The sequence below is a fragment of the Achromobacter marplatensis genome, from assembly GCF_049060505.1.
GTDB lineage: Bacteria > Pseudomonadota > Gammaproteobacteria > Burkholderiales > Burkholderiaceae_B > Achromobacter > Achromobacter marplatensis_A.
Genome location: NZ_JBMGRB010000001.1, coordinates 629185 through 645655 on the forward strand (window position 1 = coordinate 629185; position 16471 = coordinate 645655).

Annotated in this window: 14 protein-coding genes; 11 read left to right on the plus strand and 3 right to left on the minus strand. The window is 65.0% G+C overall.

The features are described 5' to 3' along the window. The first annotated feature begins 20 nt into the window (after positions 1–20). From ACI0FO_RS02830 to ACI0FO_RS02860, 7 genes are all read left to right on the plus strand, one after another. Positions 21–1907 carry a dipeptide ABC transporter ATP-binding protein gene (locus tag ACI0FO_RS02830; protein ID WP_416023969.1) on the plus strand — a complete coding sequence of 629 codons (1887 nt, stop codon included), beginning with the start codon at positions 21–23 and terminating at the stop codon, positions 1905–1907. A 66-nt stretch (positions 1908–1973) separates the two neighbouring features. After that, positions 1974–3527, plus strand: a complete 1554-nt coding sequence (gene gsiB, locus ACI0FO_RS02835) for a glutathione ABC transporter substrate-binding protein GsiB (protein ID WP_416023971.1) — start codon at positions 1974–1976, stop codon at positions 3525–3527. A gap of 89 nt (positions 3528–3616) precedes the next feature. Next, positions 3617–4537 (plus strand): glutathione ABC transporter permease GsiC, encoded by a 921-nt coding sequence (gene gsiC / locus ACI0FO_RS02840; RefSeq protein ID WP_416023972.1) that lies wholly within the window; start codon positions 3617–3619, stop codon positions 4535–4537. A gap of 7 nt (positions 4538–4544) precedes the next feature. Beyond that, positions 4545–5444, plus strand: coding sequence for a glutathione ABC transporter permease GsiD (gene gsiD / locus ACI0FO_RS02845; RefSeq protein WP_105555060.1), 900 nt, complete (start codon positions 4545–4547; stop codon positions 5442–5444). Positions 5445–5554: 110 nt separating this feature from the next. Further along, on the plus strand, positions 5555–6649 hold the full coding sequence (locus ACI0FO_RS02850; RefSeq protein ID WP_416023974.1) for a P1 family peptidase: 1095 nt from the start codon (positions 5555–5557) through the stop codon (positions 6647–6649). Positions 6650–6669: 20 nt separating this feature from the next. Beyond that, on the plus strand, positions 6670–7494 hold the full coding sequence (locus ACI0FO_RS02855; RefSeq protein ID WP_416023976.1) for a M55 family metallopeptidase: 825 nt from the start codon (positions 6670–6672) through the stop codon (positions 7492–7494). Positions 7495–7508: 14 nt separating this feature from the next. Continuing rightward, positions 7509–9299 (plus strand): aminopeptidase P family protein, encoded by a 1791-nt coding sequence (locus ACI0FO_RS02860; RefSeq protein WP_416023978.1) that lies wholly within the window; start codon positions 7509–7511, stop codon positions 9297–9299. Positions 9300–9537: 238 nt separating this feature from the next. On the opposite strand, the gene ACI0FO_RS02865 is transcribed toward ACI0FO_RS02860, so the two are convergent. Further along, positions 9538–10515, minus strand: coding sequence for a hypothetical protein (locus ACI0FO_RS02865; protein WP_416023979.1), 978 nt, complete (start codon positions 10513–10515; stop codon positions 9538–9540). A 221-nt stretch (positions 10516–10736) separates the two neighbouring features. On the opposite strand from ACI0FO_RS02865, the gene ACI0FO_RS02870 reads away from it, so the two are divergent. The 4 genes from ACI0FO_RS02870 to ftsB all read left to right on the plus strand — a co-directional run bounded on the left by ACI0FO_RS02870 (position 10737) and on the right by ftsB (position 14683). Further along, complete coding sequence (locus ACI0FO_RS02870) at positions 10737–12389, plus strand: CTP synthase (protein WP_310032874.1); 1653 nt, start codon at positions 10737–10739, stop codon at positions 12387–12389. 203 nt (positions 12390–12592) lie between these two features. Further along, entirely contained in the window at positions 12593–12877 is a 285-nt protein-coding gene (locus ACI0FO_RS02875; protein WP_006223888.1) for a DUF1330 domain-containing protein, read from the plus strand. Between the two features lie 4 nt (positions 12878–12881). Beyond that, positions 12882–14168: a phosphopyruvate hydratase gene (eno, locus tag ACI0FO_RS02880; RefSeq protein WP_006218107.1), complete on the plus strand. Its 1287-nt coding sequence runs from the start codon at positions 12882–12884 to the stop codon at positions 14166–14168. 71 nt (positions 14169–14239) lie between these two features. Beyond that, entirely contained in the window at positions 14240–14683 is a 444-nt protein-coding gene (ftsB, locus tag ACI0FO_RS02885) for a cell division protein FtsB (protein WP_416023982.1), read from the plus strand. A gap of 8 nt (positions 14684–14691) precedes the next feature. On the opposite strand, the gene ACI0FO_RS02890 is transcribed toward ftsB, so the two are convergent. Together ACI0FO_RS02890 and hslO are read right to left on the minus strand one after the other, a co-directional pair. Continuing rightward, positions 14692–15432 carry a TadE/TadG family type IV pilus assembly protein gene (locus tag ACI0FO_RS02890; RefSeq protein WP_416023983.1) on the minus strand — a complete coding sequence of 247 codons (741 nt, stop codon included), beginning with the start codon at positions 15430–15432 and terminating at the stop codon, positions 14692–14694. Positions 15433–15521: 89 nt separating this feature from the next. Continuing rightward, on the minus strand, positions 15522–16451 hold the full coding sequence (hslO, locus tag ACI0FO_RS02895) for an Hsp33 family molecular chaperone HslO (protein ID WP_416023985.1): 930 nt from the start codon (positions 16449–16451) through the stop codon (positions 15522–15524). Positions 16452–16471: the final 20 nt, after the last annotated feature.

Consider the following 16471-nt stretch of genomic DNA (forward strand, 5'->3'; position numbering starts at 1 on the left):
GATTTTGGGGATTAATAAAGATGGTTGATCGCGCAAACAGCCTGGCGCTGCCGGAAAACCGCGTGGTCCAGGTCGACGACCTGACGGTGCGCTTCGTGGGTTCCGAGCGCACGGTCGAAGCCGTGCGCAACCTGTCGTTCCATGTGGACCGGGGTGAAACCCTGGCCATCGTGGGCGAATCGGGTTCGGGCAAGTCGGTGACGTCCCTGGCGCTCATGCGTCTGGTGGAACATGGCGGCGGCCGCATCGCCCAGGGCAGCATGGCCCTGCGCCGGCGCAACGGTTCCGTGATCGATTTGGTCGGTTCCAGCCAACGCGTCATGCGCAATGTGCGCGGCGCCGACATGGCCATGATCTTCCAGGAGCCGATGACCTCCTTGAACCCAGTGTTCACGGCCGGCGACCAGATCGCCGAATCGATCCGCCAGCACCAGGGCAAAGACGCCGCGGCCGCACGCGCCGAGGCCCTGCGCATGCTGGAGCAGGTGCGCATTCCGGAAGCCAAGTCGGTGCTGGACCGTTACCCGCATCAGTTGTCGGGCGGCATGCGCCAGCGCGTGATGATCGCGATGGCGCTGGCCTGCAAGCCGGCGCTGCTGATCGCCGACGAACCCACCACCGCGCTGGACGTCACCATCCAGGCGCAGATCCTGCAACTGATCCGTCAGCTGCAGGACGAGATGCACATGGGCGTGGTGTTCATCACCCACGACATGGGCGTGGTGGCGGAAGTGGCCGACCGCGTGCTGGTCATGTATCGCGGCGACAAGGTTGAAGAAGGCCCGTCGGACCAGGTGTTCGCGGCGCCCAAGCACACCTACACCAAGGCGCTGCTGTCGGCGGTGCCGAAGCTGGGCGCCATGGAAGGCACCGACCTGCCCGCGCGCTTCCCGCTGCTGCAGGTGGAAGGCCAGGCGCAACCCGTGGCCGAGCCCGCCATCGCCAGCACGCAGGTCGTGCCCGGCCAGAAGCGCGAACCCATCCTGAGCGTGCGTAACCTGGTCACCCGCTTTGACCTGCGTGGCGGCATCCTCAGCCGCGTGCAGCGCCGCGTGCATGCCGTGGAACAGGTCAGCTTCGACCTGTACCCGGGCGAGACGCTGTCGCTGGTGGGCGAATCGGGTTGCGGTAAATCCACGACGGGCCGGTCGCTGCTGCGCCTGGTGGACAGCCAGGGCGGCGAGATCAAGTTTGGCGGCCGCGACATCGTCCGGCTGAAGAACAACGAACTGCAATCCTTGCGCCGCGACATCCAGTTTGTGTTCCAGGATCCGTTCGCCTCGCTGGATCCGCGCGTCACCGTCGGCTTTTCCATCATGGAGCCGCTGTTGGTGCACGGGGTGGCGAAGGGCCGCGACGCCGAGCGCCGCGTGGCCGATCTGCTGGAACGCGTGGGCCTGCCGCCGGAAATGGCGCAGCGCTACCCGCATGAATTTTCGGGCGGCCAGCGCCAGCGCATCTGCATCGCGCGCGCGCTTGCCCTGAACCCCAAGGTCGTGATCGCGGACGAATCGGTGTCGGCGCTGGACGTGTCGATCCAGGCCCAGATCGTGAACCTGCTGATCGACCTGCAGCGCGACATGGGCATTTCATTCCTGTTCATTTCGCACGACATGGCCGTTGTCGAACGCGTCAGCCATCGGGTTGCCGTGATGTACCTGGGCCAGATCGTCGAGATCGGCCCGCGCCGCGCCATTTTCGAGAACCCGCAGCACCCGTACACCAAGAAGCTGATGTCGGCGGTGCCGATCGCCGATCCGGCGCGCCGCCATCTGAAGCGCACCTTGTTGTCCGATGAAATTCCCAGCCCGATCCGCAAGCTCGGCGACGAGCCGGTGGTGCAGCCGCTGGTGCAGGTTGGAACCGATCACTTCGTTGCCCGCCATCCGGTCGGCGGCGCGTATTGATTCCGTTGTCGTACTTGTTTTTCTTCCAACAAACCCCCTAATTCCGTTTTGGAACCAGGAGTTGCAATGATGAAAGTTCTGCGCCCCACCAAGCTGATGGCCGCCGCCGCGGTGGCCTTCGGTGTGCTCACTTCGCCGTTGGCGTTTGCCGCCAAGGACGTGACGTTTGCCGTCTCCATCGCACTGGAAACGCTTGACCCGTACAACACCAACAGCACCCTGAACCAGGCGGCCGGCAAGGCCTACTACGAAGGCCTGTTCGAATTCGACAAGGACCTGAAGGTCCAGAAGGTCCTGGCGACCGACTACACCGTCAGCGAAGACGGCCTGGTCTACACGTTCAAGCTGCGTCCCGGTGTGAAGTTCCACGACGGCACCGACTTCAACGCCGAAGCGGTCAAGATCAACTTCGATCGTCCGGCCAACCCGGACAACCGCCTGTCGCGCTACATCCAGTTCAGCGTCATCGACAAGACCGAAGTGGTTGACCCGATGACCATCAAGATCACGCTGAAGAAGCCGTTCTCGGCCTTCATCAACGCGCTGGCCCACCCGGCCGCCATGATGATCTCGCCCGCCGCCCTGGCCAAGTACGGCAAGGAAATCGGCTTCCACCCGGTGGGCACCGGCCCGTTCGAATTCGTCGAATGGAAGCCGGCTGAATACCTCAAGGTCAAGAAGTTTGACGGCTACTGGAAGAAGGGCTATCCGAAGGTCGACACGCTGACCTTCCGTACCGTGACCGACAACAACACCCGCGCCGCCGTGGTGCAGACGGGCGAAGCCCAGTTCGCCTTCCCGGTGCCGTTCGAACAAGCCGCCGTGCTGAAGAAGAACGACAAGCTGGACGTGGTCGATCACCAGAACTCGATCATGGCCCGCTACCTGTCGATGAACACGCAGCAAAAGCCGTTCGACAACCCCAAGGTGCGCGAAGCCATCAACTACGCCATCAACAAGGAAGCGCTGGCCAAGGTCGCCTTCTCGGGTTACGCCACCATTGTGGACGGCGTCGTGCCCAAGGGCGTGGACTTTGCCCACAAGACCGGCCCGTGGCCCTACGACATCAAGAAGGCCAAGGCCCTGCTGGCCGAAGCCGGCTACCCCAACGGCTTTGAAAGCCAGCTGTGGTCCGCCTATAACGACGGTACCTCGGTGAAGGTGGTTCAGTTCCTGCAACAGCAGCTGGCGCAAGTCGGCATCAAGGTGCAGGTTGAAGTGCTGGAATCGGGTCAGCGCGTGCAGCGCGTTCAACAGGTGCAGAAGCCTGAAGACGCCAAGGTCCGCATGTACTACGCCGGCTGGTCGTCCTCGACCGGTGAAGCCGACTGGGGTCTGCGTCCGTTGCTGAGCACCGCCGCGTTCCCGCCGGTGCTGAACAACGTGTCGTACTACTCGAACAAGTCGGTCGATGACGGCATCCAGCTGGCGCTGGCCACCACCGATCGCGCCAAGAAGACGGAAATCTACAAGAATGTTCAGGAAACCATCTGGAAGGACGCCCCGTGGGCCTTCCTGGTGACCCAGAACAACCTGTACGTGAAGTCGAAGAACCTGTCGGGCGTGTACGTGGAACCGGACACCTCGTTCTGGTTCGGCGACATCGAACTGAAGCAGTAAACCTAGCAGTCACTCTCAGGGCCTTCGGGCCCTTGTAAGGCCACATACGGCGGGGGCGCGGTGTCCCCGCCGATGTTGCAGGAATTTCAATGCTGACCTACATCGTCAAACGTCTTTTGGGCATGATCCCCACGCTGCTGCTGGTAGCCGTGGTCGTGTTCCTGTTTGTGCACATGCTTCCGGGCGACCCGGCGCGACTGGCCGCGGGCCAGGAGGCCGACCAGCAAACGGTCGAGCTCGTGCGCAAGGAACTCGGGCTGGATCTGCCCCTGCCGCAGCAGTTCGTGCGCTATTTCAGCAATATGCTGCAAGGCGACCTGGGTACCTCGCTGCGTACCAAGCGCCCCGTCTCGACCGAGATTTCCGACCGCTTCATGCCCACCTTGTGGCTGACGATGGCCAGTATGGTGTGGTCAGTGACCTTCGGCATGATCATCGGGATCGTGTCGGCCGTCTGGCGCAACCGCTGGCCCGACCGCCTTGGCATGACGCTGGCGGTGTCGGGTATCTCGTTCCCAGCGTTCGCGCTGGGCATGATGCTGATGCAGGTGTTCTCCGTGAACCTGGGCTGGCTGCCAACCGTCGGCGCCTCCAGCTGGAAGCACTACATTCTTCCGTCAATTACGCTAGGCGCCGCGGTGGCCGCCGTGATGGCGCGCTTCACCCGTGCGTCTTTCGTGGAAGTCATCCAGGAAGACTTCGTGCGGACCGCCCGCGCCAAGGGCCTGACCGAACGCCGCGTCGTGATCAAACACGCGCTGCGCAACGCGCTGATTCCCGTCGTGACCATGATGGGCTTGCAGTTCGGCTTCCTGCTGGGCGGCTCGATCGTCGTCGAGACCGTGTTCAACTGGCCCGGCCTTGGCCGTCTGCTGGTGGACGCCGTGACCCAGCGCGACTATCCGGTGATTCAGGGCCTGGTGCTGCTGTTCTCGCTGGAATTCATCCTGATCAACCTGATTGTCGACGTGCTCTATGGCGTCATCAATCCCAGCATCCGTTACAAGTGAGGCGGCCATGAGCAATACGACACCCGCCACGACCATCGCCGCCGCTTCCAAGAACGACGTGCGCACGCCCGCCACCGAGTTCTGGCGCAAATTCAAGAAGCAGAAGCTGGGCGTGGGCGCCGGCATCTTCGTCCTGCTGCTTGTCGTGATCGCGGTCTTCGCGCCGTGGATCGTGCCGTTCGACGCCGAGAACTTCTTCGACTACGACGCGCTTAACGCCGGCCCGTCGCTGACCCACTGGCTGGGCGTGGATTCGCTGGGCCGCGACATCTTCAGCCGCATCGTCATGGGCGCGCGGATCTCGCTGGCCGCGGGCTTTCTGTCCGTGGCCATGGGCGCCATCGTCGGAACCTTCATGGGCTTGATGGCCGGTTACTACGAAGGCTGGTGGGAACGCATCACGATGCGGATCTCGGACGTGCTGCTGGCGTTTCCGGGCATGCTGCTGGCCATCGGCGTGGTGGCCATTCTGGGTTCCAGCATGGTCAACGTGATCGTGGCCGTGGCCGTGTTCAGCGTCCCGGCGTTCGCCCGCCTGGTGCGCGGCAACACACTGTCGATCAAGCAGATGACCTATGTCGAAGCGGTCAAGAGCGTGGGCGCGTCCGACTGGACCATCATCATGCGCCACATCCTGCCCGGCACGATCTCGCCGATCGTGGTGTACGGCACGATGCGCATCGGCACGTCGATCATCACCGCCGCCAGCCTGTCGTTCCTGGGCATGGGCGCATCGCCTCCGACGCCGGAGTGGGGCGCCATGCTGAACGAGGCGCGCGCCGACATGGTCATCGCCCCGCACGTGGCCATTTTCCCGGCCCTGGCGATCTTCCTGACGGTGCTGGCGTTCAACCTGCTGGGCGACGGCCTGCGCGACGCGCTCGATCCCAAGATCGATCGCAAGTAACGCGTCGCTTTTTCTCGCCGCCGCCCTCGTTCCACGCGCCTATCGAATCGGTTGCGCGTGAGTCGAACGAAGGGCGGCGGCGTTTTGCATTTAGGACCTTGGCGAAAACCATGTACAAACAAGCGCTGGACCTGCCTCGCATCGGCGTGCTGCCGTCGGGGCCCCTGGATTCGATTTGCGACGTGGGCGATGTGACGGTTGGGCACTGCACGCTGGCGGACGGCCCGCTGCAGACCGGCGTCACCGTCGTGCGCCCACATGCCGGCGACCCTTTTCTGGACAAGGTTCCCGCCGCGGCGACCGTGCTGAACGGCTTCGGCAAAAGCACCGGCCTGGTTCAGGTGCAAGAGCTAGGCGTGCTGGAAACCCCCATCGCGCTGACCAACACCTTTGGCGTGGGCACCGTCGCCAACGCGCAGATCCGCCAGGCCATCACGGCCAACCCCGAGATCGGGCGGCGCATGGCCACCGTGAACCCGCTGGTGTTCGAATGCAATGATGGGTATCTGAACGACATCCAGGCGCTGGCCGTAGAAGAAGCGCATTACGCGAACGCGTTCGCCAGCGCAGGCAAGCCGTTTGCGCAAGGTGCGGTAGGCGCCGGGCGCGGCATGTCTTGCTTTTCGTTCAAGGGCGGAATCGGCTCGGCGTCCCGCGTGGCGTCCATCCAGCCGGGCGTGCGCTACACCGTCGGTGCGCTGGTGCTGGCCAACTTCGGCCGCTTGCCCAACCTGACCGTGGCAGGCCGCCCGTTTGGCCGCCGGCTGGCGGACCAACTGGACCGGGGCCTGGCGCAGCAAGGCGAGAACGCCGTGATCGTGCCCGAAAAGGGTTCCATCATCCTGTTGCTGGCGACCGACGCACCGCTGGATTCCCGCCAGTTGCGGCGGCTGTCTCTGCGGGCCGGCGCGGGCCTGGCGCGCACCGGCTCGGTGTTCGGCCACGGCAGCGGCGACATCGCGCTGGCTTTTTCCACCGCCTACACTGTCCCGCAACTGGCCGAGCAGCCGATGCCCTCGATCGCGATGCTGCATGAAACGCGTATCGACCCCTTGTTCGAAGCCGCCGCCGAGGCCTGCGAACAAGCCATCATTTCCGCGCTCTGGCACGCCGACGGCGTGACCGGGCGCGACGGCCATCACCGTGCCGCGATCCGCGACGCGGCGCCGCAGTGGCGTCAATGGCTGTCCGACACCGCATTCTGAATTCCTTGAAGGCTGACCCCATGAAGATCCTGATTTCCACCGATATCGAAGGCGTCGCCGGCGTCTTCCACGCCGAACAAGTCCGCGCCGGCAATGGCGAATACGAGCGCGCGCGCGCCTGGATGACTGCCGAGGCCAACGCGGCCGTGCAAGGCGCGATTGCGGGCGGCGCCGAAGACATCCTGGTCAACGATTCGCACGGCGGCTTTCGCAACCTGCTGCCTGACGGCCTGGACGAGCGCGCCCGCCTAGTGCTGGGCAAGCCGCGCTACCTGGGCATGATGGGTGGGCTGGAAGAGGGCTGCGACGCCGTTTTCATGATCGGCTACCACTCGCGCTCGCAAGGGCGCGGCGTCCTGGCCCACACGATCAACAGCTTCGCGTTTTCGCGCGTGTTCATCAACGGCATGGAGCTGGGCGAAGCGGGCCTGTACGGCGCGCTGGCCGGTGAAATGGGCGTGCCCGTCATCCTGGCGACGGGCGACGACGTATTTATCACGGAAACCCGCGACACCTTCCCAGGCGCCGAGTGGGTGCAGACGAAGGTAGCCCATGGCCAGGGCAGCGGTATCACGCTGTCGCCGGCCGCATCGCGCCGCGCGATCGCCGCCGCAGCCGAAACCGCCGTGCGCAACCTCAAGAAGCAGGCTCCGGTTCCTTTCCGCATTCCCGCCCCTATAGAATGCCGGTTGCAGACGCAGAGCGCGGCGCTGGCCGACCTGTTCTGCATGTGGCCCACGCTGGAACGCGTGGACGGCGTCACCTTGCGATTCACCACGGATAGCATGCAGGCCGCTGTCCGCACGTTGAACAGCCTGGCCGCCATGTCTTTCATGTTGCGCTAAGGATCCCATCCCCCATGTCTAGCACCGACGCCCGTATTGCCCAATTGCGGCAGGCCATGAGCCGCCGCGGCCTTTCCGCCTATATCGTTCCGTCCTCGGACCCGCACCTGTCCGAGTATCTGCCGGCGCGCTGGCAAGGACGGCGCTGGCTGTCGGGCTTCACGGGGTCGGTGGGAACCCTTGTGGTCACGGCGGATTTCGCCGGCCTGTGGGTGGATAGCCGCTATTGGGTGCAGGCCGAGGCGCAACTGGCGGGCACCGGCGTGCAGCTGATGAAGATCGCGCTGGCGTCCACGCCCGGTCATGTCGACTGGCTGGCTGCCAACATGCGGGCGGGCGACGTCATCGGCGTGGACGGTCAGGTGCTGGGCCTGGGCGCCTTCCGCGCCTTGTCGGTGGCTGCGGCCAGCGCCGGCGCCACGCTTGAGATCCGGGCGGACCTGCTGGACGAGGTCTGGACCGACCGCGCCGGGCTGCCCGACGCAAAGATCTATGAGCACGTCGCGCCCGAGGCCTGCGTGGCCCGTGCCGACAAGCTGGCGCAGGTGCGCGACGCCATGCGCACGCACGGCGCCGATGTGCATTTCATCTGTACGGTGGACGATATCGCGTGGTTGCTGAACCTGCGCGGCGCCGACGTGGACTACAACCCGGTGTTCGTTGGCTACGCGCTGATCGGCCTGGACCACGCCACGCTGTTCGTGGCCGACGGCAAAATCGATGAGGCGCTGCGCGCCACGCTGGGCGCCGATGGCTTCGAGGTGGCGGACTACGCCCAAGCCGCCGATGCCTTGGCCTCGCTTGAACAGGACCAGAAGCTGCTGATTGATCCGGCGCGCGTGACCTGCGGCGTGTTCCACGCCATGGATCCGGCCGTGCCGCGCATCGAGGCGATCAACCCATCCACGTTGCTGAAGTCCCGCAAGACCGATGCCGAGCTGGCCCATGTGCGCCAGGCGATGGCACAGGACGGCGCGGCGCTCTGCGAATTCTTCGCGTGGTTCGAAGGCGCGCTGGGCAAGGAAACCATCACCGAGCTGACGATCGACGAGCAGATCACCGCCGCCCGCGCGCGCCGGCCGGCCTATGTCTGCCCCAGCTTCGCCACTATCGCCGGCTTCAACGCCAACGGCGCCATGCCGCATTACCGCGCCACGCCGGAATCGCACGCCACGATTGAAGGCGACGGCCTGTTGCTGATCGATTCGGGCGGCCAGTATCTGGGCGGCACCACCGACATCACGCGCGTGGTCGCGGTGGGCACGCCCAGCGCCGACCAGAAAGTGGATTTCACGCTGGTGCTCAAGGGCATGATCGCACTGTCGCGCGCGTCGTTCCCGCGCGGCACGCCGTCACCCATGCTGGACGCCATTGCCCGCGCGCCCATCTGGGAAGGCGGTGCGGAATACGGTCACGGCACCGGCCACGGCGTGGGGTATTTCCTGAACGTGCACGAAGGCCCGCAGGTGATCTCGTACCGCGCCATGCCGGGCCCGCACACGGCGATGGAGCCGGGCATGATCACGTCGAATGAACCGGGCATTTACCGTCCGGGCCGTTGGGGCGTGCGCATTGAAAACCTGGTGGCCAACCGCAGCTGGCTGACGTCCGAACTGGGCGAATTCCTGTGCTTCGAGACGCTGACCCTGTGCCCCATCGACACCCGTTGCATTGAACCGTCGCTGATGCGCGCCGACGAAACTGCTTGGCTCAACGACTATCACAAGACGGTATTCGAACGTCTGTCGCCGCTGGTCGAAGGCGAGGCGCTGGCCTGGCTTGAGCGCCGTACCGCGGCGATCTGACCGGTATCCGGGCCTGCCTTCGGGAGTCCGGTCGTAATCCGGGCCGGCCTTCGGGAGCCGGTCGTAGGATGGGTGGAGCGCGCGTGCTCTTAAGCAAGAACCCGGTTCTCGAACGCGCGAAACCCATCAGGCAGCGGTTGCATTGTGGCTGAGCCTGCCAGGAATCCGACGCCGCCTGATGGGTTTCGCGCGCTTGGCAGTCGCGTTCTGGCGCCCACTTTCCCGCGCTCCACCCATCCTACGGGCGATAGAGCGCGCGCCTGCCGATCAGGCAGCCCAAGGCCAAGAGCGCGCCGTAGGCCAGCAGCATTGCCACCGCCGTCCAAGACGATTGGGCGGCGCGGATGAGTTGCTCCCAGGTCATTGCCCGGATGGCCAGGTACCCCAGCCCGACGCCCAGCGCCTGGGCCAGCCAGAATGCCAGCGTGCCATGCGCCACCGCCCGCCCCAGCCGCGCCGTGCCGATTGTGCCGGGCAACAGGTTCAGGCAGAGCAGCACGCACATCGCCAACAGAATCGCGGGCAGGGCCAAATAGCCCAACATGAATGCTGTCCAGCCCGCATCGCGGGCTTGCATCAGCAGGAAACCGCCCAACGTGATCGAGACCCCCAGTTGCCAGATCAGCACGGTCAGCCCGGTGATCCAGGCCGCATGCCGACGGCCGTAGGGCGGGCTGCCGGCGGGGCCGGTGGGCTGCACGGTCCAGGCGGCAATGCGCACGACGAGGCAGATGCCGATGATCTCCAGCAAGATGGTCAGGACGCGGACAGCGATGCCCAACGTCAGGAATTGGCCGATCGTGCCAACGCCGGACCACGCCTCCAGCATGTCGCGGTGGGTCATGACGAACTGCATCAGCAGGTTATGCAGGAAGGCCATGCCGGCGGCCACGGCCAGCGTGTAGACCAGCTGCAGCGCGATGAAAGTGCCGAACAGCTTGCGGGGTTCGTCCACCGCCATGGTGTCGTGGCGCGCGAGCCAGCGGCGCATGGCGCCCCAGGTCGCCAAGCCGGCGATGACCGTCGCCATGACGATATGGGCCAGCAAGGGGGCCAGATACTCGGGCTGCGTGTGCAGCTCTCGCATTTGCTGGGTGTCGGGCAAGCCGATCAGCATGTAGCCCTGGACCAGGGCGTAGTAGGCCAGGCGCACGAAAACGGCGGTAAGCGCCAGCCGCCAGGCGAGCGAAGAGGGGGACCGGACGGAATCGATCATCGGCAAAGGCGAGAAATGTTGAGAAAAAACAGCAGTCGAAAAATTAGGGATCGAACATAGCACGATGCCACGCCGCGGCCTGCGGCGCGCTTGCCGTCAACGCGTTTCGAGTGCTGCCAAATGTTACGCGTCATCGCTAGGGGAAAACCCAAATAACCGTCGCCGCCCGGCTATAATCCAAATTTCCCGCACGCGCCCGCTCGTCCCGGGTGCTCATTACGATGACCAAATACGTATTTGTCACCGGCGGAGTGGTGTCTTCCCTGGGCAAGGGCATCGCCGCTGCGTCGCTTGCCGCCATTCTCGAGTCGCGTGGTTTGCAGGTCACCATGCTGAAGCTCGATCCGTACATCAACGTCGATCCGGGCACGATGAGCCCCTTCCAGCACGGTGAAGTGTTCGTCACGGAAGACGGCGCCGAAACCGATCTGGACCTGGGCCACTACGAGCGCTTCATCTCCGCCCGCATGCACAAGGTGAATAACTTCACCACGGGCCAGATCTACGAATCGGTGCTGCGCAAAGAGCGTCGTGGCGACTACCTGGGCAAGACTGTCCAGGTGATTCCGCACATCACCAACGAAATCCAGGACTTCATCGCCCGTGGCGCCGAGGCCGGCTGGAACGGCAACACGGACGTCGCCATCGTCGAGATCGGCGGCACCGTGGGCGACATCGAGTCCCTGCCTTTCCTGGAAGCCGCGCGCCAGATGAGCCTGCGCATGGGCCGCAACAACGCGGCCTTCGTGCACCTGACCCTGGTGCCCTTCATCGCCTCCGCCGGCGAACTGAAGACCAAGCCCACCCAGCACTCGGTGCAGAAGCTGCGCGAAATCGGCATCTACCCGAACGCGCTGCTGTGCCGCGCCGACCGTCCCATCCCGGACGACGAGCGCGCCAAGATCTCGATGTTCTCGAACGTGCCGCTGGATGCCGTCATTTCCGTCTGGGATGCCGATTCCATCTACAAGATCCCGGCCATGCTGCACAAGCAAGGCGTGGACAACATCGTCTGCGAAGCGCTGGGCCTGACCCCGCCGCCGGCCGATCTGTCCATGTGGGACAACCTGGTCGAAGCGCTTGAGCATCCCCAGCACCAGCTGACGATCGGCATGGTCGGCAAGTACGTCGACCTGACCGAATCGTACAAGTCGCTGACGGAAGCGCTGGTCCATGCCGGCATCCACACGCGTTCGAAGATCAACATCGAGTACATCGACTCGGAAGACATCGAGACCCGTGGCACCGACCAACTGAAGCACCTGGACGCCATTCTGGTGCCGGGCGGCTTCGGCAAGCGCGGCACCGAGGGCAAGATCGCCGCCATCCGCTACGCCCGTGAAAACGGCGTGCCGTATCTGGGCATCTGCCTGGGCATGCAGCTGGCCGTCATCGAGTTCGCGCGCCACGTCGCCGGCCTGGGCGGCGCCAACAGCACGGAATTCGATCCGTCCGCCCCGCACCCGGTGGTGGCCCTGATCACCGAATGGATGGACCGCGAAGGCAAGGTCGAAAAGCGCGACAACACGTCCGATCTGGGCGGCACCATGCGCAAGGGCGCGCAGCGCGTGCCGATCAAGGCCGGCACCCGCGCGCAGACCATCTACGGCGACGAAGTGAACGAGCGTCACCGTCACCGCTACGAGGTCAACAACGTCTACGTGCCGCGCCTGGAAGAGGCCGGCATGGTGATCAGCGCCCGCACGCCGACCGAGAACCTGCCGGAAATGATGGAATTGCCCGACCACCCGTGGTTCGTGGGCGTCCAGTTCCACCCGGAGTTCACGTCGACGCCGCGTGACGGCCACCCGTTGTTCTCCAGCTATATCCGCGCCGCCATCGAGCAAAAGGCTCGCCGCGGCCAGGGGGCGTAATGCGCGCCTGCGGTCTCGAGTTCCGTAAGCGGATCCTCGGGGCCGCGGGCCCGTCCCCCAGCGCCGCGCTATACGGCGGCGCTGCTTTCGGATACAACCAATTAGCATCGGATATGCGTCGCCAGGCCGGCTTGGGCCACACTGGCGGCGTTGTCGTATCCAAAATCAGATACCAACCCACGCAACTGCCCTGAAGGAACCCCATGAGTGCTTACCTCATCGCCGACGTCACGGTGACCAAGCCCGCGCAATACGAGGACTACAAGCGTCTGTCCACGCTCGCCATGCGCGCGTACGATGCCAAGATCCTGGTGCGAGGCGGAGAGTCCAAGCACCTTGAGGGCCGTGAGCCGGGCCGCACCGTCGTCATGGAGTTTCCCTCCATGGCGGCCGCCCAGGCCTTCTACGACTCCTGGCAGTACCGCCGTGCCCGCAACGCCCGCGAGGGCGCGGCTGTCATGAATATGTTTATCGTTCAGGGAATGTAAAGTCATGAGTGCAATCGTCGATATCATCGGCCGCGAAATTCTGGATTCGCGCGGCAACCCCACCGTGGAATGTGATGTGCTGCTGGAGTCCGGCGCCATGGGCCGCGCGGCCGTGCCGTCCGGCGCTTCCACGGGCGCCCGCGAAGCCATCGAGCTGCGCGACGGCGACAAAAGCCGTTATCTGGGCAAGGGCGTGCTGCGCGCCGTTGAAAACCTGAACACGGAAATCTCCGAAGCCCTGATGGGCCTGGACGCCCAGGAACAGACCTTCGTCGATCGCACGCTGATCGAGCTGGATGGCACCGAGTCCAAGGAACGCCTGGGCGCCAATGCGATCCTGGCCGCCAGCATGGCCGTGGCCCGCGCCGCCGCCGACGAGTCCGGCCTGTCGCTGTACCGCTATTTCGGCGGCAGCGGCCCCATGAGCATGCCCGTGCCGATGATGAACGTCATCAACGGCGGCGCGCACGCCAACAACACGCTCGACCTGCAAGAACTGATGATCCTGCCGGTCGGCGCAGGCAGCTTCCGCGAAGCCCTGCGTTGGGGCGCTGAAGTCTTCCACATGCTGAAGAAGCTGATCCACGGCCAGGGCATGTCCACGGCCGTCGGCGACGAAGGCGGCTTTGCCCCCAACGTGCCCAGCCACGAAGCGGCTATCCAGCTCATCCTGAAAGCCATCACCGAAGCCGGCTACGAGCCGGGCACGCAGATCGCCCTGGGCCTGGATTGCGCCAGCTCGGAGTTCTACCGCGACGGCAAGTACACGCTGGCCGGCGAAGGCGGCATCTCGCTGTCCTCGCAGGAATTCACCAACCTGCTGGCCACGTGGTGCGACAAGTACCCGATCATCTCCATCGAAGACGGCATGGCCGAAAACGATTGGGACGGCTGGAAGCTCTTGACCGACCAGTTGGGCAAGAAGGTGCAATTGGTAGGCGACGACCTGTTCGTCACCAACACCAAGATCCTGCGCGAAGGCATCCAGAAGGGCGTCGCCAACTCGATCCTGATCAAGATCAACCAGATCGGCACGCTGACCGAAACCTTTGCCGCCATCGAAATGGCCAAGCGCGCCGGCTACACCGCCGTCGTGTCGCATCGTTCGGGCGAAACCGAAGATTCGACCATTGCCGACATCGCCGTGGCGACCAACGCGATGCAGATCAAGACGGGTTCGCTGTCCCGTTCGGATCGCATGGCCAAGTACAACCAGCTCCTGCGCATTGAAGAAGAGCTGGCCGAAGTGGCGTCGTATCCTGGCCTGGAAGCTTTCTACAACCTGCGTTGATGGGAAGCGCGGTGGCGGCGCCTGGCGCCGCCACCGCATCCGCGCCACGACTGCTCTGAGGGTTCTCGCGTATGCGCCTGTTGTTCCTGGTGCTGTTCGTGCTGGTAGGCTTGATCCAATACCCGCTGTGGCTGGGTAAGGGCGGCTGGTTCAAGGTCTGGGATCTGCAACGCCAAGTGGCTGAGCAGCGCGAGACCAACGAAGGCCTGCGCGCGCGCAATGCCGCGCTGGAAGCTGAAGTGCGGGATCTTGAAGGCGGCTCTGGCGCCATCGAGGAGCGCGCCCGTGGCGAACTCGGCATGATGCGCGAGGGCGAAGTCTTTGTGCACATCCTGCCGCAAAACACGCAACCTCCCGCTGCCGGCGCCGCACTGACGGCCGACCCCGCAGCCAAGCCGGCCACGGCCACGCGCGCCAGCGCGCCGGCAGCCGCCAAACCGCCCGCCAACCGGGCGGCCGCTCCTGCCGCGCCCAAACCCGCCAATTCCGCGAATAGCGCCACGACCCGGCACTGAGGCATTCCTCAGCGGCAACGGGTGTCGTGGCACGCACCCACCACCATTCCCACCGGCCAGGGCGTCTTGTTCGTCCAATCGACCGGGTGCGAGTGCATTTCGATTTCCAGTTCTACCTTGATCGGCAGCAAACCGTGCGCGCGGGCCACGCCCGCGTAGCTGGCATCGTCGCGCCCCATGACGCCGAGCAGCGCGCGCACGGGCGGCAGCCAGGGGCGATGCAGGTAGGTCAAGCGCAGCTTCAGCGTGTTCGCCTCGAAGATGCTCATGCCGCCCGGCTGCGCAGGCCTGCGGGCATGTTGAAGGTCTTGGTAGTCGTTGTCGATCGCACGCATGCCCGGGGCCGCCGTCACCACCAGGCCGGCGCGGCCGTGTTCGCGGAACGCGCGGGCGTCGGGCTGCAGGATTTCAATGCGCCAAGGGGTCAGGCCGGACAGCGCCGCGATGCTGGCCTGGGCACGTTCCTGCCGGCGCCACGCCCTGGTCTTGCGGGCGTCGTCGTCCGCGCCGGCATGCAACGGCAGCAACGCGTGTTGAAACGCTAGGCGCATGCGGGCGGGGTCGCCGTGGGTGGTCGAGCCGGCGCGGGCGGCTTCAATCAGCGCCAGGTGCGCCATTTGCCGCACCGCTTGCCACCGGGCAACGTCGATGGCCAGCAGGCCCAGCAACAGCACGACCGTGCCGGCCACGGTGAATTCGATGGCGGCAGCGCCCCGCTGACGAGGGCTGGTAAAGAAAAAGGCGGTCATGGCTGCGCAGTGTGGCGCGGGCATGACCGCCTGTCGATACGGACAATCCGAAGGGATGAAACGGGCCCTGGTGGCGGGCCGGCCGGGAATCAATGCACGGTCGGGGGCGCGTCGTCGGCCGGCGGCTGGTTGGGCGCGAACAAGGTGGCGCAGTCGACGGCATCGAACTTGTAAGGCTTGCCGCAGAAGTCGCAGGACACGTCCACTTGGCCGCGTTCGGCCAGGACACTGTTGACTTCGTCTTCGCCCAGCGAACGCAGCATGCTTGCCACGCGTTCGCGGGTGCAGGGGCAGTGCCAGCGCACCGTCACGGGATCGAAGGCCAGCAGGGTGTCTTCCCAGAACAGGCGATGGATCAGTGTGTCGATCTCGGCTTCCAGCACCTCGTCGCGCTTGAGGGTGCTGGCCAGCGCGTTGGTGCGGTCCCAGGTTTCCGCGGCGGCCTGTTCGGTCAGCAGCGGCGCATCCGAGCCGCCGTGGTAAGGCAGACGCTGGATCAGCATGCCGGCGGCATGGTCGGCGTCGGCCGCCAGCCACAGGCGGGTGTCCAGTTGCTCGGAGGCCTTCATGTAGTGTTGCAGGGCTTCGGCCACGGTCTCGCCTTCCAGCGGCACGATGCCCTGGTAAGCCTGTTGGCCCGGCAGCTTGCGCTGCGGGTCCAGTACCACGATGAAGCGGCCATTGCCGCCCGGGTTCAGCAGAGTTTGCATCGTGCCGTCGGCGGGAACCTCGTGGCCTTCGCGCACTTTGACGGTGGCGCGCAGGCTCAGGTCGGAACGGCATTCCACCACGAGCAGCGCGATGGGGCCGTCGCCCTGAATTTGAAGCACCAGCGAGCCTTCGAACTTGATGTTGGCGGCAAGCAGGGTGGACGCCGCTACCAGTTCGCCCAGCAGATGGGTGATGGCGGGCGGGTAGTCGTGATTGGTTTGAACGGCCTTCCAGGTCGCGTCCAGGCGCACGGCCTGGATACGGACGCTGCGGTCTTCGGTAAGGTATTTTTTAAGCTGATCGGTCATAGCGGAATGTTAGCCGATCA